The sequence below is a fragment of the Actinocatenispora thailandica genome, assembly GCF_016865425.1.
GTDB lineage: Bacteria > Actinomycetota > Actinomycetes > Mycobacteriales > Micromonosporaceae > Actinocatenispora > Actinocatenispora thailandica.
In genome coordinates, this window is record NZ_AP023355.1 from 6,687,520 (window position 1) to 6,708,601 (window position 21,082).

The 21,082-nt window shown below is 71.5% G+C and carries 20 protein-coding genes and 1 tRNA gene; 11 read left to right on the top strand and 10 right to left on the bottom strand.

Translation table 11 applies throughout. From position 1 onward, the window contains the following. The first annotated feature begins 19 nt into the window (after positions 1 to 19). Both Athai_RS30160 and Athai_RS30165 read left to right on the top strand, forming a co-directional pair. Complete coding sequence (locus Athai_RS30160) at positions 20 to 454, top strand: cupin domain-containing protein (protein ID WP_203964621.1); 435 nt, start codon at positions 20 to 22, stop codon at positions 452 to 454. After that, positions 451 to 1,308 (top strand): aldo/keto reductase, encoded by an 858-nt coding sequence (locus Athai_RS30165; RefSeq protein WP_203964622.1) that lies wholly within the window; start codon positions 451 to 453, stop codon positions 1,306 to 1,308. Before Athai_RS30160 ends, Athai_RS30165 begins: the two co-directional genes overlap by 4 nt. A 54-nt stretch (positions 1,309 to 1,362) precedes the next feature. On the opposite strand, the gene Athai_RS30170 is transcribed toward Athai_RS30165, so the two are convergent. Together Athai_RS30170 and Athai_RS30175 are read right to left on the bottom strand one after the other, a co-directional pair. Further along, positions 1,363 to 1,608: a hypothetical protein gene (locus Athai_RS30170; RefSeq protein ID WP_203964623.1), complete on the bottom strand. Its 246-nt coding sequence runs from the start codon at positions 1,606 to 1,608 to the stop codon at positions 1,363 to 1,365. 439 nt (positions 1,609 to 2,047) lie between these two features. After that, complete coding sequence (locus tag Athai_RS30175) at positions 2,048 to 2,929, bottom strand: helix-turn-helix domain-containing protein (protein ID WP_203964624.1); 882 nt, start codon at positions 2,927 to 2,929, stop codon at positions 2,048 to 2,050. Between the two features lie 112 nt (positions 2,930 to 3,041). On the opposite strand from Athai_RS30175, the gene Athai_RS30180 reads away from it, so the two are divergent. The 3 genes from Athai_RS30180 to Athai_RS30190 all read left to right on the top strand — a co-directional run bounded on the left by Athai_RS30180 (position 3,042) and on the right by Athai_RS30190 (position 5,724). Continuing rightward, positions 3,042 to 4,034: an alpha/beta hydrolase gene (locus Athai_RS30180; protein WP_476692254.1), complete on the top strand. Its 993-nt coding sequence runs from the start codon at positions 3,042 to 3,044 to the stop codon at positions 4,032 to 4,034. Between the two features lie 71 nt (positions 4,035 to 4,105). Beyond that, positions 4,106 to 4,486, top strand: coding sequence for a DUF2255 family protein (locus tag Athai_RS30185; protein WP_203964626.1), 381 nt, complete (start codon positions 4,106 to 4,108; stop codon positions 4,484 to 4,486). 74 nt (positions 4,487 to 4,560) lie between these two features. Next, entirely contained in the window at positions 4,561 to 5,724 is a 1,164-nt protein-coding gene (locus Athai_RS30190; protein ID WP_203964627.1) for a low temperature requirement protein A, read from the top strand. Positions 5,725 to 5,960: 236 nt separating this feature from the next. Here the strand turns inward: Athai_RS30190 and Athai_RS30195 are convergent, their stop codons facing one another. Next, the gene (locus tag Athai_RS30195; RefSeq protein ID WP_203964628.1) at positions 5,961 to 6,941 is read right to left on the bottom strand and encodes an alpha/beta hydrolase family protein; all 981 of its coding nucleotides are present in this window, start codon (positions 6,939 to 6,941) and stop codon (positions 5,961 to 5,963) included. Between the two features lie 470 nt (positions 6,942 to 7,411). Next, positions 7,412 to 7,484, bottom strand: a tRNA-Arg gene (locus Athai_RS30200). A 332-nt stretch (positions 7,485 to 7,816) separates the two neighbouring features. On the opposite strand from Athai_RS30200, the gene Athai_RS30205 reads away from it, so the two are divergent. Then, positions 7,817 to 8,107, top strand: coding sequence for a DUF1330 domain-containing protein (locus tag Athai_RS30205; protein ID WP_203964629.1), 291 nt, complete (start codon positions 7,817 to 7,819; stop codon positions 8,105 to 8,107). Positions 8,108 to 8,803: 696 nt separating this feature from the next. On the opposite strand, the gene Athai_RS30210 is transcribed toward Athai_RS30205, so the two are convergent. The 6 genes from Athai_RS30210 to Athai_RS30235 all read right to left on the bottom strand — a co-directional run bounded on the left by Athai_RS30210 (position 8,804) and on the right by Athai_RS30235 (position 15,768). Continuing rightward, the gene (locus Athai_RS30210) at positions 8,804 to 9,769 is read right to left on the bottom strand and encodes a hydroxyacid dehydrogenase (protein WP_203964630.1); all 966 of its coding nucleotides are present in this window, start codon (positions 9,767 to 9,769) and stop codon (positions 8,804 to 8,806) included. Positions 9,770 to 9,792: 23 nt separating this feature from the next. Beyond that, entirely contained in the window at positions 9,793 to 10,632 is an 840-nt protein-coding gene (locus Athai_RS30215; protein ID WP_203964631.1) for a YesL family protein, read from the bottom strand. A 68-nt stretch (positions 10,633 to 10,700) separates the two neighbouring features. Further along, positions 10,701 to 12,839: a heparinase II/III domain-containing protein gene (locus Athai_RS30220; protein WP_239157264.1), complete on the bottom strand. Its 2,139-nt coding sequence runs from the start codon at positions 12,837 to 12,839 to the stop codon at positions 10,701 to 10,703. A 3-nt stretch (positions 12,840 to 12,842) separates the two neighbouring features. Next, a complete protein-coding gene (locus tag Athai_RS30225; protein WP_203964632.1) occupies positions 12,843 to 13,235 on the bottom strand; it encodes a hypothetical protein in 393 nt (130 codons plus the stop codon). Next, positions 13,190 to 14,857 (bottom strand): heparinase II/III domain-containing protein, encoded by a 1,668-nt coding sequence (locus Athai_RS30230; protein ID WP_203964633.1) that lies wholly within the window; start codon positions 14,855 to 14,857, stop codon positions 13,190 to 13,192. The genes Athai_RS30225 and Athai_RS30230 overlap by 46 nt, the downstream gene beginning before the upstream one ends. Before the next feature lie 146 nt (positions 14,858 to 15,003). Next, complete coding sequence (locus tag Athai_RS30235) at positions 15,004 to 15,768, bottom strand: SDR family NAD(P)-dependent oxidoreductase (protein WP_203964634.1); 765 nt, start codon at positions 15,766 to 15,768, stop codon at positions 15,004 to 15,006. 287 nt (positions 15,769 to 16,055) lie between these two features. Here Athai_RS30235 and Athai_RS30240 point away from each other — a divergent pair, with 287 nt between their 5' ends. The 5 genes from Athai_RS30240 (at position 16,056) to Athai_RS30260 (ending at position 20,943) form a co-directional block, all read left to right on the top strand. Continuing rightward, complete coding sequence (locus Athai_RS30240) at positions 16,056 to 17,099, top strand: LacI family DNA-binding transcriptional regulator (RefSeq protein ID WP_203964635.1); 1,044 nt, start codon at positions 16,056 to 16,058, stop codon at positions 17,097 to 17,099. A gap of 285 nt (positions 17,100 to 17,384) precedes the next feature. Next, positions 17,385 to 18,326 carry an ADP-ribosylation family protein gene (locus tag Athai_RS30245; RefSeq protein ID WP_203964636.1) on the top strand — a complete coding sequence of 314 codons (942 nt, stop codon included), beginning with the start codon at positions 17,385 to 17,387 and terminating at the stop codon, positions 18,324 to 18,326. A gap of 153 nt (positions 18,327 to 18,479) precedes the next feature. Next, a complete protein-coding gene (locus Athai_RS30250; protein ID WP_203964637.1) occupies positions 18,480 to 19,109 on the top strand; it encodes a nuclear transport factor 2 family protein in 630 nt (209 codons plus the stop codon). Then, positions 19,106 to 20,065 (top strand): sigma-70 family RNA polymerase sigma factor, encoded by a 960-nt coding sequence (locus Athai_RS30255; protein ID WP_239157265.1) that lies wholly within the window; start codon positions 19,106 to 19,108, stop codon positions 20,063 to 20,065. The genes Athai_RS30250 and Athai_RS30255 overlap by 4 nt, the downstream gene beginning before the upstream one ends. Further along, positions 20,056 to 20,943, top strand: coding sequence for an NmrA family NAD(P)-binding protein (locus Athai_RS30260; protein WP_239157266.1), 888 nt, complete (start codon positions 20,056 to 20,058; stop codon positions 20,941 to 20,943). The genes Athai_RS30255 and Athai_RS30260 overlap by 10 nt, the downstream gene beginning before the upstream one ends. The last annotated feature ends 139 nt before the right edge of the window (positions 20,944 to 21,082 follow it).

The following is a 21,082-nucleotide window of genomic DNA, read 5'->3' on the forward strand; positions in this document are numbered from 1 at the left end:
AACGAATGAAGGACACGACATGACCAATGACAACTTCGAGCAGATCTTCCCGCTCGGTACGAGCAACGACGCCTACGCCCAGTACTTCACCGGCCACAGCTACCTGGCTCCGCTCGCCTCGGGCAGCGTCCCGGTCAGCAACGTGACCTTCGAGCCGGGCTGCCGCAACAACTGGCACATCCACCACGGCACCGACGGAGGCGGCGACCAGATCCTGCTGTGCACCGCAGGCAGCGGCTGGTACCAGGCCGAGGACGAACATCCCGTCGACATGCAGCCCGGATCGGTGGTACGCGTGCCGGCCGGCACCAAGCACTGGCACGGCGCAAAGGCCGACACCTGGTTCTCCCACCTCGCCTTCATCACCCCCGGCGACGACGTCACCAACGAATGGCTCGAGCCCGTCACCGACGAGGACTACGCCAAGCTGCCGACCAACGGAGCGAACGCATGAGCATCCTGAACGAGACCTACACCCTGTCCAACGACATCCAGATCCCCAAACTGGGACTCGGCACCTGGTTCATCGACGACGACAAGGCGGCCGACGCCGTCCGCGCCGCTGTCGAGATCGGCTACCGCAACATCGACACCGCCCAGGCCTACGGCAACGAACGCGGCGTCGGCGAGGGCGTCCGCACCTCCCGCCTCGCCCGCGAACAGCTGTTCGTCTCCACGAAACTCGCCGCGGAGATCAAGGACTACGACCAAGCCGTGGCCGCGATCGACCAGTCGCTGTCCGCACTCGACATCGACTACATCGACCTCATGCTCATCCACGCCCCGCAACCGTGGAACGACTTCCGCGGCGGCGACTACTCCGCGGGCAACCTGGCGGCTTGGCGGGCCCTCGAACACGCCCACCAGGCGGGCAAGCTGCGCTCCATCGGCGTGTCCAACTTCCTCCAGGAAGACCTGGACAACATCCTCGAGCACGGCACCGTCGCCCCGCACGTCAACCAGATCCTGGTCCACGCCGGCAACACGCCCACCGACCTGATCGCCTACTGCCACACCAGGAACATTCTCGTCGAGGCGTACTCGCCGATCGCCCATGGCGAGATCCTCAACAACGAGCGCGTCGCCGCCATCGCGCAGAAGTACCGCGTCAGCGTGCCCCAGCTGTGCATCCGATACACCCTGCAGCTCCAGACGGTGGCTCTGCCGAAGACCGCAAACCCCAACCACATGCGCTCGAACGCCGAGGTCGACTTCACCATCTCCGAGACGGACATGGAAACACTACGAGACCTGCACGAGCGCGACTACGGACAATCCAGCGCCTTCCCCGTCTACAGCGGCAAGTGACACCCTCTTCTCCTCGCCCAGGGTCTCGCCACCCAGCGCCCACCTCGGCGTGCCTCAGTGCCGCCGACCGGACATGGCCGGACAGGTCTCAGGTCGTGCTGGGGTCGTTGACGGAGGAGATTTCCTAGGCAGGCTGGCGTGATGCCTTGGCCGCGGCGTCGAACCGGGCGCGGCGTCGGCGTTGACCGGCCGGTACGCCGTCGCGATCTCGTCGACGATCTCGCCGAGGGTGTGCATCGTGACCCGCAGGTAGTGCACCAGCGCGTCGTTCGGGTCGAGCGCCACGTCCTCACGCAGCATCGAGCATCCATTATCAATCTCGCCCCGGCAGCATCCGGATCCAGATCAGCCACCGCCCAGCGTCCTGCACCACCGCCACACCATCACCGGCCGACCTCCACGACGACCCGCTGGCCATCCGGCTGCCGATCTTGCCGATGTCCCCGACGGCGGCAACACTGCGCTGGCACCGCGCCCAGCTCGGCCCACTGCCCGCTGCCTGCCTGTACTCGATCGACGATGACCGGGAGCCGTCGCCGGCGTGAACGCCTCACCCGATGGCCGCTGCTGACGGCTGGTGGCCGGCGTGCACGATAACCCAGGCTGGGTTTGAGGGACTGTAAGACGTTTGACAGACCCGTAGGGTGGGCGACTGCGACATGGCGATGAGGACCTCAAACGAGGACCGTCCAGACGCATACGGTGTCGCGACCTGGCAGCCGGGATACTGCTTCGATCGTCAGTGCTCCGCGACTGCGGATGTCGCTGCCCAGGCAGCCAAGAGCTGCAGGCGCTCAGCAGTCGGGGAGGCGGGTTCGGCGATGTACGTGGACAGAACGATTGACGGGGTCGAGTCGAGGGTGAGCTCCTCGAAGCCCAGGTGGAGCTCTCCGACTTCTCTGTGGCGGATGGTTTTGTGACCGGTTCGGTGCTTGCCGACGTTGTGGGCGGCCCAGCGGGCGCGGAAGTCTTCGCTGCGGGTGGATAGCTCACCGATCAGCTGGGTGAGGCGCTTGTCGTGGGGAGTCTCGGCGGCCTGAGCGCGTAGGGTCCGCACGCACACGGTTGCGGCGGCATCGAGGTCGGCGTAGAAGTCCTCGGCGGCCGGGTCGAGGAAGACGAACAAGGCCAGGTTCGGTGGTGCTGTGTGTGAGCGGCGGGTGGGGCTGTCGTAGACGAGGTCGAACAGTGCCCGGCCGAGTGCGTTGGCGGCCAGAACGTCCAGCCACCTGTTGTGCGCGACTACTGGCGTGGCGCTCATGGAGTCGATGAGCAGCTGGACCTGTTGCGGCACCGCTGTTGTCGGCTTCGCTTGTCTGCGGGCCCGGGTAGGCCGGCGCGCGATGCGGGCGAGGTCGTAGAGGTAGCCGGTCTCGTCGTCGTTGAGCTGCAGGGCTCGGGCGACAGCGTCGAGGATCTCGTCGGAGACTCCGGTCAGGTCACCTTTCTCGATTCGCGTGTAGTAGTCGACGGAGACGCCGGAGAGCATGGCGACCTCCTCCCGGCGCAGGCCGGGCACTCGCCGAGGGCCGGCACCTCTGGGCAGCCCGGCCATCTCGGGGGTGATCTTCGCGCGGCGCGTGGCCAAAAACTCCCGCGCGCTCTCGTTCTTCGCCGTCATGCCGTCAACGCTATTGGCGCTTCACACCGCGTGCCAGGTTCCGCCAGAACCCCGAAGGCCGCGGCCGGGGGGTTCCACTGGAACCTTCCGCCGTTGCCGGTCTGGGCCCACGATGGTGTTCGACGCAGGTGGGCCCGTAGCAGGCGGGCCGGACGCATACCGAGTCTGCGTCGCATCCAAGGAGAAAACAATGGGCGACAGCATCGACATCAAAACGTTCAACGGCTACGGCACCACCCTGTCCGCCGTGATCAACTTCCCGCCGGAGTTCCAGGAGTCTCAGACGTATCCGGCGATCGTCGTCTCCCATCCAGGCGGTGGGGTGAAGGAACAGACCGCCGGCCTGTACGCCAGGAGGCTGGCCGAGTCCGGATTCGTCACCGTCGCCTACGACGCCTCGTTCCAGGGCGCCAGCTCGGGGACACCGAGGCAGCTGGAGAACCCGCACATCCGCACCGAGGACGTCAGCGCTGTGGTCGACTACCTGACCACGCTCGACTACGTCGACAATGAGCGGATAGGCGCGATGGGCATCTGCGCGGGGGCCGGCTACACCGCAAACGCCGCAATCAACGATCCGCGAATCAAGGCGGTAGGCACGGTCAGCATGGTCAATATCGGGCAGATGTTCCGCAACGGCTGGGCCGACGACGTCAAGGACGCAGACGCCGCGCCTGTGCTGGCCATGGGTGCGCAGGCCCGTACCACCGACGCCGCGGGTAAAGAGAATGCGTTCCCGCTGGCCCCGCTGCACGAGCAGGACGCCCCGAACGAGGAACTGCGTCAAGCGTGGGAGTACTACCACACACCGCGCTGCGAGCACCCCAACGCTCCAGGGTTCATGACGACGCGCAGCCTGAGCCAGATCATCACCTACGACGCCTTCCACAAGGCCGAGGCGTTTCTGACCCAGCCACTGCTGCTGATCGCGGGCAGCGCGGCCGGGTCCAAGTGGATGAGCGATGACCTCTACAAGCGGGCCGCGAGCAGGAACAAGTCGTTCCATGTCGTCGAGGGTGCCAACCACATGTCGCTGTACGACGGCAAGAAAGAGGTCGCCGAGGCCGTCGGCGAACTCGGACCGTTCTTCACCTCTCACCTCTGATCAGCCAGTAACGTCTCGCACCAGCCGTAGCGAGGCCGGCAGACCACCTCGACTCGAAAGGAGCGCGGCCGATGAGTGCTTGGACGCCCAACGAGCTGGACCGCATCAACGCCGAAACGTATTTCACCGTCGGGGTGACACTTCCCGACGGCACGACACCAAAAACCGTCAACATCTGGTCGGTGCCCGTCGGGGATCGGATCTTCATCCGCTCCTACAACGGGACGCAGGGCAAGTGGTACGGGCCGGCTTTGAAGACCGGCCACGGCAGGATCGCCGCGGGCGGCGTGGAGAAGAACGTACGGTTCGTTCCCGTCGCCACTGACGACGAGGAAACCAACAAGGCCGTCGATGCCTCATACCGCCAGAAGTACGCGAACAGCCAGTACGCGGTGACCATGTCCACCGAGCCGGTGCGTCGCAACACCCTGGAGGTCATCCCCGAGGACTGACTGCCGCCTATGCCGGGTGTCCCGGAGTGGCTCCATAGAGCTCCGGGACACCTGGCTGCAGAGGAGATCGAGCGATGCCGCCCGAACCCCGATTCCGGCTTGTTCCCATGCGACCGCGCGACCCGCACGAGAAGGGCCGCACGGCCTCGACGCTGGAGCTGTTCTTCGACCTGGTCTTCGTCGTCGCCGTGAGCATCGCCGCGCAGCAGCTGCACCATGCGCTCACCGACGGCCAGGTGCGCGACGGGATCGTCAACTACGCGATCGTGTTCTTCGGGATCTGGTGGGCATGGATGAACTTCACCTGGTTCGCCACCTCCTTCGACACCGACGACTGGCTCTACCGCGTGCTGACCATCGTGCAGATGGGCGGCGTGCTCGTCCTCGCCTCCGGCATCGGCCCCGCGTTCACAGACCACAACTACACGGTGCTCGTCCTCGCCTACGTGGTCATGCGTCTGGCGCTGGTAACCCAGTGGCTGCGCGCCTCCCGCTCGGCAGGACCATCGCGGCGGGCCACCCTGATCTACGCGGCCGGGGTATCGCTGGTCCAGGCCCTGTGGCTCGCCGCCCTGCTCCTGCCTCCCGGATGGTTCGCAGCCGCGTTGGTGGTACTGGTGGCCGCGGAGTTGGCCGTACCTGTCGTGGCCGAGCGCACCGGTTCCACGCCGTGGCACCCGCACCACATCACCGAACGCTACGGACTGTTCACCTTGATCGTCCTCGGTGAGAGCCTCCTCGGCTCTGCCAACGCGATCATCGAGGCCGTCCACGACATCGGCGAACTCGGATCCCTCGTTGCCATCGCCGCCCTCGCGCTGATCGCCACCGCCGCACTGTGGTGGATCTACTTCTGGCCACCCCACCACCACGCCATCAGCAGCTTCTCCCGCTCCCTGGCCTACGGCTACGGGCACTACTTCATCTTCGCCGCCGCCGGGGCGTTGTCGGCCGGCATCGAGGTGGAGATCGACCTCCTCACCGGGCACAGCCAGTTGCGTTCACCCTGGGCAGCCTTCGCCTACACGATCCCGATCACTGTGTTCGTCCTGGGCATCTGGGCGCTGGCGCTCCGCCCCCACGCCGATCACCTCATCAATGCCCTCGTGCCGCTGGCCGGGCTGCTGGTGCTGATCGACCCCTTGATTCCATTGCCGTTCGCCTCGACCGCGGTCATCCTCGCCGCAGTGGTGGCGATGCTCGTCTGGCGGCGACCCATCGACAAGCCCACGACCTGACCCACACCACCGGCGGTCTCACGATGCTGGCGGACTCGGCGGCCGTGAGATGCAGTCAGCTGCTCATGTCCAGCTTCACACCCTTGCCGCAGACGCCGGGTGACCGAAATCAGCACCGGTACCCGCGCCGCGTTCTCCGACGACCGGCTCAATGCCTGGGCTGCGCTCCACATGGCAACGGAAGTCCGCCAGAGGTCTGTCCCAGCCCTCTGGCGGACTCTTCTCACAGGCTCGAGCTAGGCGAGGTGCTTGTTGAACCACTCGATCGGGATGTCGGGGTGCAGGCCGAAGAAGTTGTACCCGTCGAATCGACGGTCGGTACCCTCGATCCAGTACAGCTGCTTGTCTTCAACCGGCAAGGCGTCGTAGATCGACTGGACGTCCTCAGGGCGGGTCATCGTGTCGCGGTGGACCTGGGCAACCAGCGTCGGAACCGTGACCGCCTTGACGTGCTCGATCGGGGACTGCTCGTCGAGGTGAAAACCGGTCCGCTCGTGCACCGCCCTGTCGAACTTCTCGAATCCGTCGTCCATGCCAATGCCCTTGACGAATTCCTCGACGACGGGTCGGGCCGAGACCGGCTGGAGCATGACCATGGCCTGAATCTCACCGAACTCCTTTGGATGCTTGCCCCAGGCGACGGCAGTGGAGTCGGCTCCCAGACAAACCGACAACAGGACCTTGCGCATGTCCTTGGTGTCCTCGCGCGAACGGGCGTAGCGCAGGGAGCCTATGACGTCTCGGTACTCCAGCAGGCCGATGCCGGCGATACCGCCGTTGCCCTGGCCGCTCATCCCGTGGTTGCGGATGTCGTAGCAGAGAATGTTGTAGCCGGCGTCGTGCAGCGCCCTGTACTCGGGCAGAAAACTGACCTCGAACCCGCCGAGCCCGCCGAACTCACGCAGGTGACCCGGGTAGCCGTATCGGTTGCCGGGCAGGAAGTGGTTGTGGATGACCAGCCTGTCCGAATCCGCCGGGATGAACCAGCCCTCCAACGCAACCCCGTCCATCGAGGGAAAGAAGACATCCTCGTACTCCAAGCCCTCCTCATCCGGCCGGCGCAGCACCGGAGCGCGGCGTCCTCCGGTGGTACCCGTCGTCCACAACTGGACGAAGCTATCGAACGCCGCTTGGGTCCTTTCCTTGTCCGCCATGGCGATCATCGCCTCCCCGCGCAGGTGCGCCTTGGTACTCGCCGCCAAGACGGCGGCCCACATCGCCCCGGCCTTAAGACCGGTCGTACCCCTATCCCTTGAGGGCAAACGGCCGGGAGGTCCCGGCGACGCACGACAGGGTCATCGGTCAGCCAGCGTCGCCTCTAGGACGATGCCGTTCCGCGCCGGATCTCTCCGCCTCCCGTGCGCCGAATCGGCTCGGGCGCCTGTGGCAAACCAGCAATCGGCGCTGCCAGGCGTTGAAGCCGAGCCGAAGAGCGCCGCGAACGGCGGGGCAGCCCGGCCCAGGCCCGCCAGGAGCTGCCCGGCCTCGACCTCGCACAACCCGCCAGTCGTTACATACGGCGATCGACTGTCAGCTACAGAGGGTAATTCCACATCGTGGGATATGATCTTGGGTTCGACCTACCTCGGGCACCGCTCGGGCACTGAATCGATAACCATCGAACATGAGGGTTGCTCGCAAAAAAGTAAAGGCCCTGGTCAGGGCCTTTACGAACACGAAAACAGGGTGCGCCCGGAGGGATTCGAACCCCCAACCTTCTGATCCGTAGTCAGATGCTCTATCCGTTGAGCTACGGGCGCAGGCGGTGAAACCGGCCGTAACTCTAACACGGCCCTCCGGCGCCCTGTGGGGCGGTGTGGCCGGCGGCCATGCGGCCCGCCGCAGCCCGGGGAACGGCAGGTGGCACGACCGTGCCGAGCCGGGTCGTACGCGCCAGCCGAACGCCGCCGTCCGGGCCGTCGCCGCGTGTCGGTGGACCGGATGGGGCCCGGTCGGTGGAGGTCCCTGCTTGTTTCGGACAGTTCGCCGGCCGAAGACGATCATGAGGTCTAGCGTGGCCACTGTCTCATTGCTTCCAGTACGGGCGGTCCCGGGACGGCGTTGCGGGGCGGCCCGGGACAGGAGTCGAACCATGGCTGGGTACGTGATCGCGCAGCTCCGTCCACCGGACCCGCTGCCGCCGGAGGTCGGGCGGTACCTGGAGCTCGTGCAGGGCACGCTCGATCCGTTCGACGGCACGTTCCTCGTGCACGGCGGCGCCCTGGAGGTACGGGAGGGCAGCTGGCCGGGCGATGCGGTGGTGATCCGGTTCCCGGACGTCGAACGCGCCCGCGGCTGGTACGACTCGCCGGCGTACGCGGAGATTCGGCCGCTGCGCACCGACCACATCGACTGCGACGTCGTCATCGTCGAAGGCGACTGACCCGCCGACGCACGGCCGGACGCCGCACCGTCGACGGTGGCACCCCGTGATCGAACCGCGCGCCGTCGAGGCCGACCGGCGACTGGCCGGCGACCACCGGCACACCGTCGAAAGCCGGCCGGCTGCGGCGGCGCGCATCGACGCCGTCGCCGAACGGCCCGCGCCGACGGCGACTGCCGGCGGGCTGTCGAGCCGGACCGACGTCGGACATGACACCGCCCCGCCGGCGGGGGCCGAGCGGGGCGGTGTCGAGTTCGAGCACCGGGGGGATGGTGTCGACTACGTCATCGTGCCGGCACACACGGTCCCGGCGGAACCCCGGTATCGCCATTCTCCAAATAGTGCGTGCTCCGCCACTTCCGGTCATGTATCGGCCCGGTTGGGACGACCGGCCCAGATCGTCGGATCCGGGTCGACCATCCGATTCCAGCCCGAGCCGTGCGGTCCCGGCCGACGGGCCGCAGCACACGCCATCCCGGCCGGCGGGGCCGCAGCTGACGCCAGTCGAGACCGATCGACGGGCCGCCACCTCTCGCCGTCCTGGAGCCGATCGACGGGCCGCAGCGCACGCCATCCGGGACCCGGCCGACGGGGCGCAGCGCACACCGTCCGGGAGCCGATCGACGGCCGTAGGTCTCGCCCTCCGAGGCCCGGTCGTGCGGCGCGGCTCACACCCCGGGGCCGGTGCGGGGCGGCTCACGCCATCCGGGCGCGGTCGGCGGGGCGCAGTTCGTGTCGCAGCGGCTCGCCGCGCAGGTAGCGGGCCAGCTCGTCGAGCACCAGGTCGAGCTGCCGTCCCGCCTCGACCGGGTTGTACGCGCCGGCGTGGTGCGGGGTGAGCAGCACGTTCGGCAGCGTCCAGTACGGCGAGTCGGGCGGCAGCGGTTCCGGGTCGGTGACGTCGAGGATCGCGTCGATCCGGCCGGTACGCAGCTCGGCGAGCAGCGCGTCGTGGTCGATCAGCGCCCCGCGGGCGGTGTTGATCAGCGTCGCGCCGTCGGGCAGCAGCGCGAGCCGGCGCGCGTCGAACAGCTGCCGGGTCGCCGGGGTGGCCGGCGCGTGCAGCGACACCACGTCGCAGTCGGCGAGCAGGTCGTCGAGTTCCCGTACGGTGACGCCGAGGTCCCGCGCGTCCGGCTCGGTGAGGTACGGGTCGGCGACGTGCACGTCGACGTCGAACGGCGCGAGCAGCCGGGCCACCCGTCGGCCGACCCGGGAGGCGCCGACCAGACCGACGCGCTTGCCCAGGTTGCCGGCGGCGGGCACGTCGTCCCGGGCGGCCAGCGACCGCCGCCGCGCGTACCACCGGGCGGAGCGGAGCACCTGCTTGTTCGCCCACAGGATCGCGGCCAGCGCGTACTCGGCGACCGGGACCGCGCCAGCGTCGGCGGCGGTGACCACCCGGACCCCCCGGTCGAACAGCTCGTCCGGGATCAGGGTGCGCACGGTGCCTGCGGTGTGGAACACCGCCCGCAGGTTCGGCAGCTCGACCGGCAGGGACGGACCGCGCCAGCCGGTGACGAGCACCTCGGCGGCAGCGAGAGCGGCGCGGGCGGGCGGCGCGGCGAGGTCGGTGACCGGCTCGGCGGGCAGCTCCAGCAGTTCGGCCAGCCGGGCCGCGCGCGCCGGTGTCAGCAGCCACTCGTACGTGCGTCGGCTCATCACCAGCGCCCCGCGCGGCCGGCTCACCGGGTACCGCGCCGCGTGCCGCGCCGGGCGGGATCGGCGGGCGCGGCGGACCGGCGTCCCGCGGGCGGATCGGGATGCACCGTCTCGCCGCGGCGCCGGGCGGGATCGGCGGGCGCGGCGGACCGGCGTCCCGCGGGCGGATCGGGATGCACCGTCTCGCCGCGGCGCCGGGCCGGATCGGCGGGCGCCGGGGCGGCCGCACGCGGCGCGGGTCGATCGTCCGCCGCCGGGTCCGGGTCGTCGTGGTCGGCGAGGTACAGCCCGTACAGCAGCGGCACGCTGGCGCCGAACAGCAGCGGCCCGACCGGGACGACCACGGTGAGGATGGTGGCGGCGACGGCGGTGGCGAGCAGGCCGAGGCCGCGGCTGGGCCGGGCGAACGCCAGCACGGCGGCGGCGCGGCGCCACGCGGCTGCGCCGTCGTTCGGGCGGCGGCCGGCGCAGACCGCGAGCGCCAGGTGGTACAGCACGGCGAGCACCGCGATGCCCACCTGGCCGGCGAACAACGCGAACGCGGCGAGGCCGGTACGGCCGGACAGGAACCAGAGGTTCGCGGCGAGCAGCAGCGCCGCCACGGTGCCGAGCGCGCTGTGCGGCAGCAGTACCCGCCGGTACCGCCGCCAGCCGCGGAACACCTCGCCGAACACCCGGGTCGTACCGTCCCGGCGCCACGCCTGCAGCCCGTACGCGGTGGCCGCGAGGGCGGGCAGCCAGGTGATGACGCCGAGGCTGAGGATGGTGCCGGCGGCGCCGGCCGCGGCCGGGTAGGCGACGTACTCCAGGGCCCGCAGCAGGCCGGTGGACCAGCGCCGCGGGGCGCGCTGCGCGGTCGCCATCGCGCCTCCCCTGCCACCGCTCGTCCGGGCGGTGTGGACCGCCGTGCCGTGCACGGTACCGCCGATGCTCATGGTCGGGCCGCCGCCGGTGCCCGGTCGGCCGGAATCCGTACCGGCGCGCCGTCTGCCCCGGTCAGCACCGCGACGACGGTGTCCGGCCGGTCCGCTGGCCGGTCGGCGCCGGGGAACAGCAGCACGGTCTCGGGCCCGAACCGGACCCCCACGCCACCCGCGCCGGGCTGGTCCGGCGCACCGGGATCGCCACCCGCGCCGGGCCGGTCCGGCGCACCGGGATCGCCACCCGCGCCGAGCCGGGCCCGCGCACCGGGCTCGCCACCCTGGTCCGGCCAGCCCTGCGCACCGGGATCGTCACCGGCGCCGGGCCGGTCCGGCGCACCAGGATCGTCGGGGCGAAGGTGCCCGGCGAGCCGGGTGACCAGGGGTGGTTCCGGGGTCAGCGCCGAGGTGGGTTCCAGCACGGTGAGCAGCCGGGCGGCGGTGGCCGGCGGGGTGGTGACCCGCAGCGTACGCAGCGTGCGGGTGAGGCGCAGCTCGGGCGTGCTGGAGGTCGGGTTGGCCTCGATGACGGTGTCGACCTGTTCGATGGTGCTGCCGGCCGGCGCCCACTGCCGCACCCAGGCCTGCCCGGGCCCGGATCGCAGCCGGTACCGGCCGGGCCCGAGCGGCTCCGCCGGCCAGTCGCTGTGCAGCAGGAACGTCCACTGCCGCGGTTCGTCGGCGGCCAGTTCGTCCAGGACGACCAGCCGGCCGGCCGGGGTGAACACGACGGTGCGGTCGAGCCGCCGCACGCCGAGCGCCGGGTCGTACATCGCGGCGGACGACGCGGTGGCGTGCGCCCAGCCGCCGCCGACGTGCACGTCGCGCATCGTCGGCCGCCGCTGGTACGGGATGCCCTGGTAGACGTGGTAGCGGTCCTCGTCGGCCCAGCCGTGCCCGTCGACCAGCACGGTGTTGTGGTGTTCGGCCCGCTTCCGGTTGTTGTACCCGTCCTCCACGACCAGGTACGCGCCGTGCGACAGGTAGACGAACGATCCGGCGTCCGGGTGGTGGTGGCCGGCGCTGAGCGTCTCCCCCGGCAGCGTGTGCGAGGTGTCCCAGGCGGTGTTGCCGCCGCCGGGTGCGGCCTTGACGCTGACCAGGGTGGCGTCCGGCTCCCAGCCGGTGCGCGCCGCGACCAGGCCCAGGTCCGGAAAGTACCTGGCGGGCTCCCCGGGCGGCTCCGGCGTGACGGTGGGATCGTAGGCGAGCAGCTCCGCGTACGCCTCGGGCAGCACGCCGGGCTTGACCCCGGAGGCGTACGCCTCCCGCCAGTACGAGTCGCGTTCGACGTGCTCGGCGAGCCACTGCGGGCGGCCGTCCCGGTAGCGGGAGGCGAGGGTGTAGTAGAGGGCGAGGCTGTGGCCGCTCCACCGGTCGTGGCAGTCGCCGTGGTCGACGATGCGCTCGAAGCCGGGTGCCGACTGGTGCAGCCGGTAGTCGAACGTGTGGGCGAGGAACCGGCAGCGCTGCCACCAGTCGATGTTCTCGGTGCGGTGCAACAGATCCAGGTAGGTGGCGAGCCACGGCACGCCGTAGCGCCAGTAGACGACACCCTCGGAGTCGGAACCGTCGGCGGGCAGCAGATCGACCACCCGGGCGAAGTTCCGCTTCGCCCGCTCCGTCCACTCCGGACGGTCGAGTGCGTACCCGGCGGTGGCCAGGCCGGCGTAGCAGATCCAGTTGTGGTTCTGCCAGTACGACGAGGACCACCAGCTGCCCTCGGTCGCCACGGCGTACTCGTACAGCCGCTCGCCCTGCAGGATCAGTTTGGCGCGCAACGCTTCCGCACGGTCGGGCGGCAGCGCGTCGCGCAGCCAGTCGTACCCGAGGGACAGCCCGTGCAGCAGCCAGCCGGCGTCCAGGTCGTGATCCGGCAGGTGCGCGCGACCCCAGTGCGGGTAGGAGATCGCGGTTCCGATCCAGCGCCACGCCTCGTCCAGGTAGCCGGGCTGCCCGGTCAGGGTGTAGGCGAGGGCGAGGTTCGCCGCGGCTGGGCCGAAGTAGGTGATGCTGGCGCGCGGGTGCTCGGCCGGCGGCGCCTGCCCGCGGTAGCCGTCGCACTGGTCGGCGAGCCGCCGCCAGCGCGCCGCGTGGCTGCCGGTGAGGCGCGCCCGCAGGTCGTCGTTCCTGTTGTCCAGCAACAACATCCGCTACCACCCGTGGTGTGTCGAGGTACCGTCGGTGTCGATCCGGATCCCGTCCCCGGTCACCGTCACGCCGGTCACCGTCGGCTCGCCCGCCTGGTACACCGAGACGTACCGGGTGCGCGCCGCGCGGGTGGCCAGGTCGTAGCGGGTGACCGTCCGCTGTGGATCGTCGGCCGTGCCGGGGCCGGGAGCCGCGACGAGGTTCATCGGGGTGCGGCACCGGTGCCAACCATGCAGCCCGGCGCCGCCGGACCAGTGCGTCTGCGCGCCGTCCGGCTGCTGCCGCGCGGTCACCGGTACCCCGGGGCGCAGCGCGAGCCGCAGCTCGTGCTCGCCGTCCGCGGTCACCGTCAGCACGTCCAGCAGGTACCCGGCCGCCAGTTCGACGTGCCGCACGATCCGGACCCCGGGTACGCGTCGGTGACCTCGGCGGTGACCGATGTCGGGGTCGCGGCGACCAGCCGGCCGGTGCACTCGGCGGGCACCGCGTCGCCGACCCGGAGCACCGGGTGCGCGTCGGCGCCGGCGTAGTGCGCCCGCCACTGCGGATGCCCGTACGGGACCTGGCCGGGGTCGGGCTGCCACGCGGCACCGGTGCCGTACAGGTAGAGCGCCAGCTTGTCGTGGTGCCCGTGCGAGCCGCCGTGCGGCCCGTGATCGAGCACCGCGTGGATCCCGTTGCCGCGCAGCACGGCCAGCCCGGCATCCGGCCACCGGCGTACCGCCGGGTCGGCGCCGTGCGGGCCGCCGTGCGACGACCCGGCGCCGTGCGACGACCCGGCCCCGTTCGGTGACCCGGCCCCGTGCGACGACCCGGCCCCGTGCGACGACCCGGCGCCGTGCGACGACCCGGCCCCGTTCGGTGACCCGGCGCCGGCCGTACCGCCGGCGACCGAGGTAGCGGTGCCGGAGTCGCGGGGGGACGACGTGGCGGCGCGGCCGGCGCCGGGAGACGGGGCGGCAACGGCGGTGACGGCATCGGTCGCGGGCGAAGATCCGGTCGGGGCGCCTCGGGGCGGCCCGGTGAACCAGTCGCCGAGGTGGTCGGCGAGGCCGTCGAGGGCGGTGCCGGCCTCGACGCGGTACCAGGCGGCGACGGCGTCCAGGCTCGCTCCGGCGGTGTACCGGTCGGCCAGTGCGCACAGTTCCAGCCACTCCAGCGCGGTCAGATCCCGGACGTACGGGCCGTCGTGCAGCGCGGGCAGCCGGCCGTCGTCGGTGGCGAGGCCGGCGAGCGCGCCGATCATCGCGGTGATCCGGTCGCCGACGGCCGCCGGCAACGCGCCAGGCTCGGTGCCCCGCAACGAAAGCAGGTACGCCCGCAGCACGAAGCCGTGATAGTAGGTGCTCGCCTCCCACTCCCAGCCGTCCGCGCGGGTGGCGGCGAGCGCGTGCGCGAGGTTGCCGTGCTCGCCGGTCAGCCAGTCCGGATCCGGCTCGGCGGCGCCGATCGCGGCCAGCGCGCCGGCCGCGGTGCCACCGGCGGCGTTGAGCCAGGCGGTGTAGTTCGAGTCGAACCTGCCCTGCCCGACGAGTTCGGCGCGGGCCTGCCGGGCGGCGTCGGCGACCGACCGCAGCAGCGGTACGGCGGCGTCGATGCCCGGGTGGCCGGCCAGCGTCCACGCGGCGTGGCCGAGATTCACCGCCCAGATCGCGTCGCTGAGCGCCTGGTGGAACATCCGACCGGTGAGCATCCAGCTGGCCGCGTCGGCGTTGCGGTCCACGGCGAGTTCGGCGTACCGCCGGGCGTACTCGCCGAGCAGCCGCACCGCCCGGTCCGGCGCGGTGTGCGCGAGCAGCCGGATCCGCCGCGCGCAGGCCTGGTGTGCCAGCGCCGCCCAGCCGCCGCGGACGGCGTCGGTGTCGACCCGGCAGCCGTACCGGCAGGCGGCGCCGCCGGCGGGGAACGTGCCGGTCAGCAGCGTGTCGTGGGCCAGCTCGGTGCCGTGCACGGGGCACACGTACGCGTGCCACCAGCCGCCGCGCTCGGCCGGCAGTACCACTCGGTCGTCGTCCACGGTGCTCAACTCCGGTTGATCATGGTCTCTACCTTGTTGATCATGGCGTCCGCCTTGTTGATCATTGTCTTCGAAGCAAGCGCTTGCCGATCCAGATAACCCCACGATCAACGCGCGGGACGGACGGGCGGGCGAGGGTGGGCGGGTCAGCGGGGCCAGACGCCGCCGTCGATGTCGAGCGTCTTGCCGGTGACGAAGCCGGACTCGGCGGCGGCGAGATAGACGACCGTCGCGCCGACGTCGGCGGTGGTACCGGCACGGCCGACCGGGATGCCGGCGACCATCGCCTGCTGCGCGTCGGCCGGGGTGAACGTGTCGTGGAACGCGGTGTTCGCGATGAAGCCGGGGGCGAGCGCGTTGACCGTGATGCCGTCGCCGGCGAGCTCCTTGGCCAGCCCGCGGGTGAGGCCGATCACGCCGGCCTTCGCCGCCGCGTACGCGGACGAGCCGGCGCCACCACCGTTGTGCGCGGCGAGGGAGGCCATCGTCACGATCCGACCGCGTCCCGACTCGCGCAGCGCACCGATCGACGCCCGTACGGTCCGGAAGGTGGCGGTGAGGTTGACGTCGATGGTGGCGGCGAAGTGCTCGTCGGTCATCGTCTCGGCGGTCGCCCGGCCGACCAGGTGGCCGGCGTTGCAGACCAGCACGTCCAGCCCGCCGAGGAACTCGATCGCCTCGGTGACCAGCCCGCTCACCTGATCGGTGGCGGTCACGTCGGCGGCGAGCGCGAGCGCCTTGCGGCCACGCTGCTCGATGCCGGCGACCGTCTCGGCGGCCGCCTCGGCGCTGTGTCCGTGGTGCACGACCACGTCGGCGCCGGCGTCGGCGAGGGCGTACGCGATGCCGCGGCCGATGCCGTGTCCGGCACCGGTGACCAGCGCGCGGGTACCCGTCAGGTCGAAGGTCATGGAGGTCCGTCCTCGGGGGTCTGCGAGGCCCTGCCAGCGGCGACACCGTGCTGGCGGGACCTCCAACTGTGCGGTACCGGAGCGGCGCCGGCCCGGCATGATCTTGATGCATCGATTTACTGGTGCACCGGTACACTTACGCTAAGGTCGAGAAATACTCCTGTCAACCGGCGCGAGCGGTGCTGCGATCACCTTGTCGATCCCGGCGCTGTACCGGCGTGGCACCGAGACGGTAAGGTGAGCGCGCGAATGAACCGATGCACCGAGTGGTCTGACGGGGGCTGCCGATGGGCGTGACGATCTACGAGGTCGCCCGCGAGGCCGGCGTCTCCCCCAGCACCGTCTCCAACCTGCTCAACGGCAGATCCGGCCGGATGCTGCCGGAAACCCGGGCCCGGGTGGAGGCGGCGATCCGGCGCCTCGGTTACCGGCCGAACCGCGCCGCCCGGCAGCTGCGCAACGGCCGGGTGCAGGTCATCGGCCTGGTCGTGCCGTCGGTCGCGAACCCGTTCTGGGGCGCCTTCGCCCGGCACGTCGAGGGCGCCGCGCTCACCCAGGGCTACCACGTCCTGCTGTGCAACTCCGAGCGCGACCCCGACCGGGAGCGCGGCTACCTCGAAGAGCTGTGGGACGACGGGGTCACCGGCGTGATCCTGTGCACCTCGCTGCCCTCGTTGACGCACGTGCTGCCGCTGGTCAAGCGCGGACTGAAGCTCGTCACGTTCGACCGCACCGCGCAGGCCGGCGACCCGGCCGGGCTCACCAACATCAGCGTCGACAACGTGGTCGGCGCCCAGCTCGCCACCGAACACCTGCTGTCGCTCGGGCACCGCCGGCTCGGCTTCATCTCCGGCGCGCTCGGCAGCGTCAACCGCAAGGAACGGTACGACGGGTTCCGCGCCGCGCTCGTCGCCGCCGGCCTGGACCCCGACGACGCCGTCGTCTGGTCCGAGGCGTACGAGGACACCTTCGGCGACCTGGACGCCGCCGGGCTCGGCCGCGCCGCCGCACGCGAGATCCTGACCGGCGCCAACCCGCCCACCGGCATCGTCGCCATCAACGACATGTGCGCCCTCGGCGTCTACGCCGGCGCACGCGACGCCGGCCGGCGCGTCGGTACCGACGTGTCGGTGGTCGGGTTCGACGACATCGTGCTGGCCGACCTGGTCGACCCGGCGCTCACCACCGTGCGGCAGCCACTGGCCGACATGGCCAGTACCGCGTTCGACAACCTGCGGTCCCGGCTGGAGAGCCCGGCCACCGGCCCCGGCCACTCGCTGCTCATCCGGCCGGAACTGGTCACCCGCTCCTCCACCACACCGCCGGTCTGACCGCCGTCAGGACGGCGACTCGACGTGCTCCGGCACCATCGCCGGAGCACCACGGCAACGGCCCGACGTCATCCGACGCGATCGCCACGGCCGCAGCACCGTCAGGACAGCGGTCCGAGATGCTCCGGCGCGACCGCAACGGCCGCAGCACCGTCAGGACAGCGGTCCGGGCTGCGCGGCTCGGCGCGCGCCGACCTGCGGGCTGTCATTCCGCGACCATAGCCGCTGAACTCGTTGCGTGACAGGGCGAACGGGGCGCTGTCCGAGGTGCCCTACGATGCGGCGATGAGCGACGAGACGCGGCGGGCGTGGGCGCTGGCGGAGGCCCGCTCCCGGTTCCCGGCGGTCGAGGAACGGGTCCGCCGGGTGTACGGGCTGCGGGTGCCCCGGCACCTCGCGGTGTTCGCCGCCCTCTGGGAGAGCGCCGACGACGCCGAGCGGGCAGGGCTTCGCCAGCTCGGCATCGGCCCGTTCGGCATCACCGAGTACTTCGCGCCGGACGGGCTGTCGCTGGTCGGCGTCGACGGGCTGGACGAGCGGCTGCACGGCCGGTACCGGTGCGATCCGGCCGAGTTCGTCACGGTGTGCAGCGGCGACTCGGACGGGCTGCACTACGGCCTGTGGTACGACGATCCCGCCCAGCTGCCCGCGTTCGTGGTGTTCAACTGGGCCCGCGACTCGGCGGAAACCTGGACCAACGGCGCGGCCACCCTGCTCGTCCAGCTGCGGCACCGGATCGACGCGGTGGCCACCGACTGCGGCCCGGAGGGGCCCGAGGCTCGCGCGCTGCGACCGTTGTCCGCGGCGCTCGACTGGTTCGCCGCCGCCGACCGGGACGCGGTGGCCGCCGACGGCATCCCGACCTGGGCGCAGTCGCCGCGGCAGGCGACCGCGGTCGCACTGTTCCCGGCTCTGCCGCCCGGCACCGGCGATCCCCGGCTGGACCGGTCCGAGCAGCGGCTGCGCATCCTGCAGTCCGGCGGCCCGGAAGCGACCGGCCTGATCGCCGACGCCGAGCGGGAACTCGCCGCCGGCCGGCCGGCGTACGCGCTCGCGGTCGGCAGCGAGCTGCACTGGGTCGACGCGGACGAGTACCGCGAGCGTGGTCTCGCGCTGCTGGTCGGCGCGTACCGGGCGCTCGGCCGGGACGCACTCGCCGGCATCGCCGAGGCGCACGCCGCGCACCGCGACCTCCCCTCGGTCGACGTCCTGGTCCGCCCGCACTGACCCGGATTCCGACCCGCCGGGCCGGTCGTACCCTGCCGAGCCGCACCCCGCCTGCCGTACCGCGACGCGGGCCGCCGAACCGCGGGGCCGATGAGTTTCGGCCCCGCCGCGGATCTGCCTCGGTGGACGTGTCGACGGGACAGGGAGCGGGCGATGGACGAGACGGTCGTGGTGCGGTACCGAACGCACGAGGACAGCGCGATCGAGAACCGGCGGCTGGTCGAGGACGTGTTCGCGCAGTTGTGGCGGGACCGGCCGGCGGGGTTGGACTACACGGTCGTGCAGCTGGACGGGGCGGAATTCGTGCACCTGGCGACGACGCCGGGCCCGCCGGTGTTACCCGGCGTCGAGGCGTTCGGGCGGTTTCAGCGCGATCTCGGCGGCCGGTTGGCGGCCGGGCCGGACGCGCGGCCGGCGACGCTGCTCGGCGCGTACCGGCCGGTCGGTGCCGCGGTGCCGGTCGCGGTGGCGTTCGTCGAGGCGCTCGGCAAGCGGGACCTCGCCGCGGTGTCCGAGCTGCTGCACGACGACGTGGTGTACGAGAGTCCGGGGGCCCGGGTGACCGGTGCCGCGGCGGTGGCGGCGGCGATCGGCGAGTTCGCCGCCACGGTGACCGGAGCCGACGTGGTGGCCGCGTTCGGCGACGAACAGGGCGCGGTGGTCTGCCACGACCTGCACACCGGCCCGTTCGGCACGCTGCGCACCGTCGATCACGTGACGGTACGGGCCGGCCGGATCGTCGCGGACACGGTGGTGTTCGACACCGCGCAGGTCGGCCGGTGACCGCGTTCGAGGACGCTGCCGGGCGGTACCGGCGGGAGCTGTTCGCCTACTGCTACCGGATGCTCGGCTCGCCGCACGACGCGGACGATGCCGTGCAGGAGACGTACCTGCGGGCCTGGCGCGGTTTCGAGGGGTTCGGCGGGCGCTCGTCGGTGCGCACCTGGCTGTACCGGATCGCCACCCGGGTGTGTCTACGCGCGATGGAGAACCGCGCCCGTCGCGCGCTGCCGTCCGGGCTGGGCGCGCCGGCCACCGATCCGGCCGGGGCGATCGATCCCCGCAACGGCACGATTTCCTGGGTGCAGCCGGTTTCCGCGACCGAGCTGGATCCGGCGACGGTCGCCGAGACCCGCTACAGCACCCGGCTCGCGTTCGTCGCCGCGTTGCAGCACCTGCCTGGCCGGCAGCGCGCGGTGCTGGTCCTGCGGGACGTGCTGATGTTCCACGCCGACGAGGTCGCCGGCCTGCTGGACAGCACGACCGCGGCGGTCAACAGCGCGCTGCAACGGGCCCGCGCCCAGCTGGCCCGTACCGCGCCGGACGGGTACGACCTGCCCGAGCCGGCGGATCCGGCCCGCCGCGACCTGCTCGACCGGTACGCGACGGCGTTCGAGAACGCGGACATCGACGGGCTGGTCCGGGTTCTCGCCGCGGACGCCGTGCTGGAGATGCCGCCGATCCCGACCTGGTTCCGTGGCCGCGCGCACGTCGGCGCCTTCCTGCGCCGCCGCCTCACCCGGCCCGGCCGGCGGCTGCTGCCGACCACGGCGAACGGGCAGCCGGCGTTCGGGCTGTACGTGCGGGGCCACGGCGGCGTGCCGCGCGCACACGCGCTGCAGCTGCTCACCCTCGGCCCGGACGGCATCGCGCGGATCGACATGATCCACGATCCGTTGCTGTTCCCCCGATTCGGGCTACCCCACCTCGCCACGACCGAGGAGACACCATGCAACTGATGACAGGCGGCATCGGCGTCGCCGGCTCGATCGTCGCCCGCGAGTTCGCCCGCCAGGGGGTGCCGATCCGGGCACTGGTCCGGGATCCGGTCAAGGGAGCCTCGCTGCGCGAGCTGCCCGGCATCGAGGTGGTCACCGGCGACATGCGGGTGCCAGGCTCGCTCGGCGCCGCGTTGGACGGCGTCGACCGGGTGTTGATGATCTCGTCGCCGCGCGGCGACATGGTCGACACCCAGTGCCGGTTCATCGACGCGGCGAAGGCGGCCGGTGTCGGGCACGTCGTCAAGCTCAGCGGCAAGGAGTCCGGGACCGCCTTCGACCCGCAGGCGTTCCGCGGTACCCGGTGGCACCTGGAGATCGAGCGGTACCTGGAGGAGTCCGGCGTCGCGTGGACCCACCTGCGGCCCAGCCAGTTCATGCAGACGTACCTGCCGGGCGCGCTCACCGGTGTCGACGCGGCCCGGGCCGCGCTGGTGATGCCGATCGGGGAGAGCCGGCTGTCCCCGGTGGACATCCAGGACATCGCCGCGGTGGCGGTGGCGATGATGGCGGCCGACGGCATCGAGGGCCGGGCGTACCAGATGACCGGGCCGGAGGCGTTGACGATGACCGAGATCACCGAGTCGATCAGCGCGGCGACCGGCCGACGGTACCGGTACGAGCGGGTGACCGCCGACCGCAAGCGGGCGCTGCACGCCGCCGAGGGGTTCCCACCCGAGGTCGTCGACCTGCTGGACGAGATCTACGCCGGCCGCCGCGGGTCACCCGAATCGGTGGTCGAGCTGAGCACGCACCGCGCCTTCGGGGTCGAGCCGACGACGTTCGCCGAGTTCGCCCGCAGGCACGCGGCGGACTTCGCCGCCCCGCCGGCTTCCTGACCGAACCGGGACCCCGGTCCCGCCCGGCTGCCGCGGCTCCGGTTCCACCGCACCACCGCGACTCCGCCCGGTTGCGGCGGCTCCGGTTTCACCGCACCACCGCGGCTCCGGCCGCGACCGGTTACGGCGGCTCCGGTTC

Excerpts from the sequence above, each read along its gene's own strand:
- Athai_RS30185 (WP_203964626.1), top strand. The coding sequence starts at position 4,106 with ATGAGTGCTTGGACGCCCAACGAGCTGGACCGCATCAACGCCGAAACG.
- Athai_RS30165 (WP_203964622.1), top strand. The coding sequence starts at position 451 with ATGAGCATCCTGAACGAGACCTACACCCTGTCCAACGACATCCAGATC.
- Athai_RS30215 (WP_203964631.1), bottom strand. The coding sequence starts at position 10,632 with ATGGCGACCGCGCAGCGCGCCCCGCGGCGCTGGTCCACCGGCCTGCTG.
- Athai_RS30240 (WP_203964635.1), top strand. The coding sequence starts at position 16,056 with ATGGGCGTGACGATCTACGAGGTCGCCCGCGAGGCCGGCGTCTCCCCC.
- Athai_RS30245 (WP_203964636.1), top strand. The coding sequence starts at position 17,385 with ATGAGCGACGAGACGCGGCGGGCGTGGGCGCTGGCGGAGGCCCGCTCC.
- Athai_RS30175 (WP_203964624.1), bottom strand. The coding sequence starts at position 2,929 with ATGACGGCGAAGAACGAGAGCGCGCGGGAGTTTTTGGCCACGCGCCGC.
- Athai_RS30170 (WP_203964623.1), bottom strand. The coding sequence starts at position 1,608 with ATGCTGCGTGAGGACGTGGCGCTCGACCCGAACGACGCGCTGGTGCAC.
- Athai_RS30260 (WP_239157266.1), top strand. The coding sequence starts at position 20,056 with ATGCAACTGATGACAGGCGGCATCGGCGTCGCCGGCTCGATCGTCGCC.
- Athai_RS30195 (WP_203964628.1), bottom strand. The coding sequence starts at position 6,941 with ATGTGGGCCGCCGTCTTGGCGGCGAGTACCAAGGCGCACCTGCGCGGG.
- Athai_RS30180 (WP_476692254.1), top strand. The coding sequence starts at position 3,042 with ATGGTGTTCGACGCAGGTGGGCCCGTAGCAGGCGGGCCGGACGCATAC.
- Athai_RS30160 (WP_203964621.1), top strand. The coding sequence starts at position 20 with ATGACCAATGACAACTTCGAGCAGATCTTCCCGCTCGGTACGAGCAAC.
- Athai_RS30190 (WP_203964627.1), top strand. The coding sequence starts at position 4,561 with ATGCCGCCCGAACCCCGATTCCGGCTTGTTCCCATGCGACCGCGCGAC.
- Athai_RS30250 (WP_203964637.1), top strand. The coding sequence starts at position 18,480 with ATGGACGAGACGGTCGTGGTGCGGTACCGAACGCACGAGGACAGCGCG.
- Athai_RS30205 (WP_203964629.1), top strand. The coding sequence starts at position 7,817 with ATGGCTGGGTACGTGATCGCGCAGCTCCGTCCACCGGACCCGCTGCCG.
- Athai_RS30220 (WP_239157264.1), bottom strand. The coding sequence starts at position 12,839 with ATGTTGTTGCTGGACAACAGGAACGACGACCTGCGGGCGCGCCTCACC.
- Athai_RS30210 (WP_203964630.1), bottom strand. The coding sequence starts at position 9,769 with ATGAGCCGACGCACGTACGAGTGGCTGCTGACACCGGCGCGCGCGGCC.
- Athai_RS30235 (WP_203964634.1), bottom strand. The coding sequence starts at position 15,768 with ATGACCTTCGACCTGACGGGTACCCGCGCGCTGGTCACCGGTGCCGGA.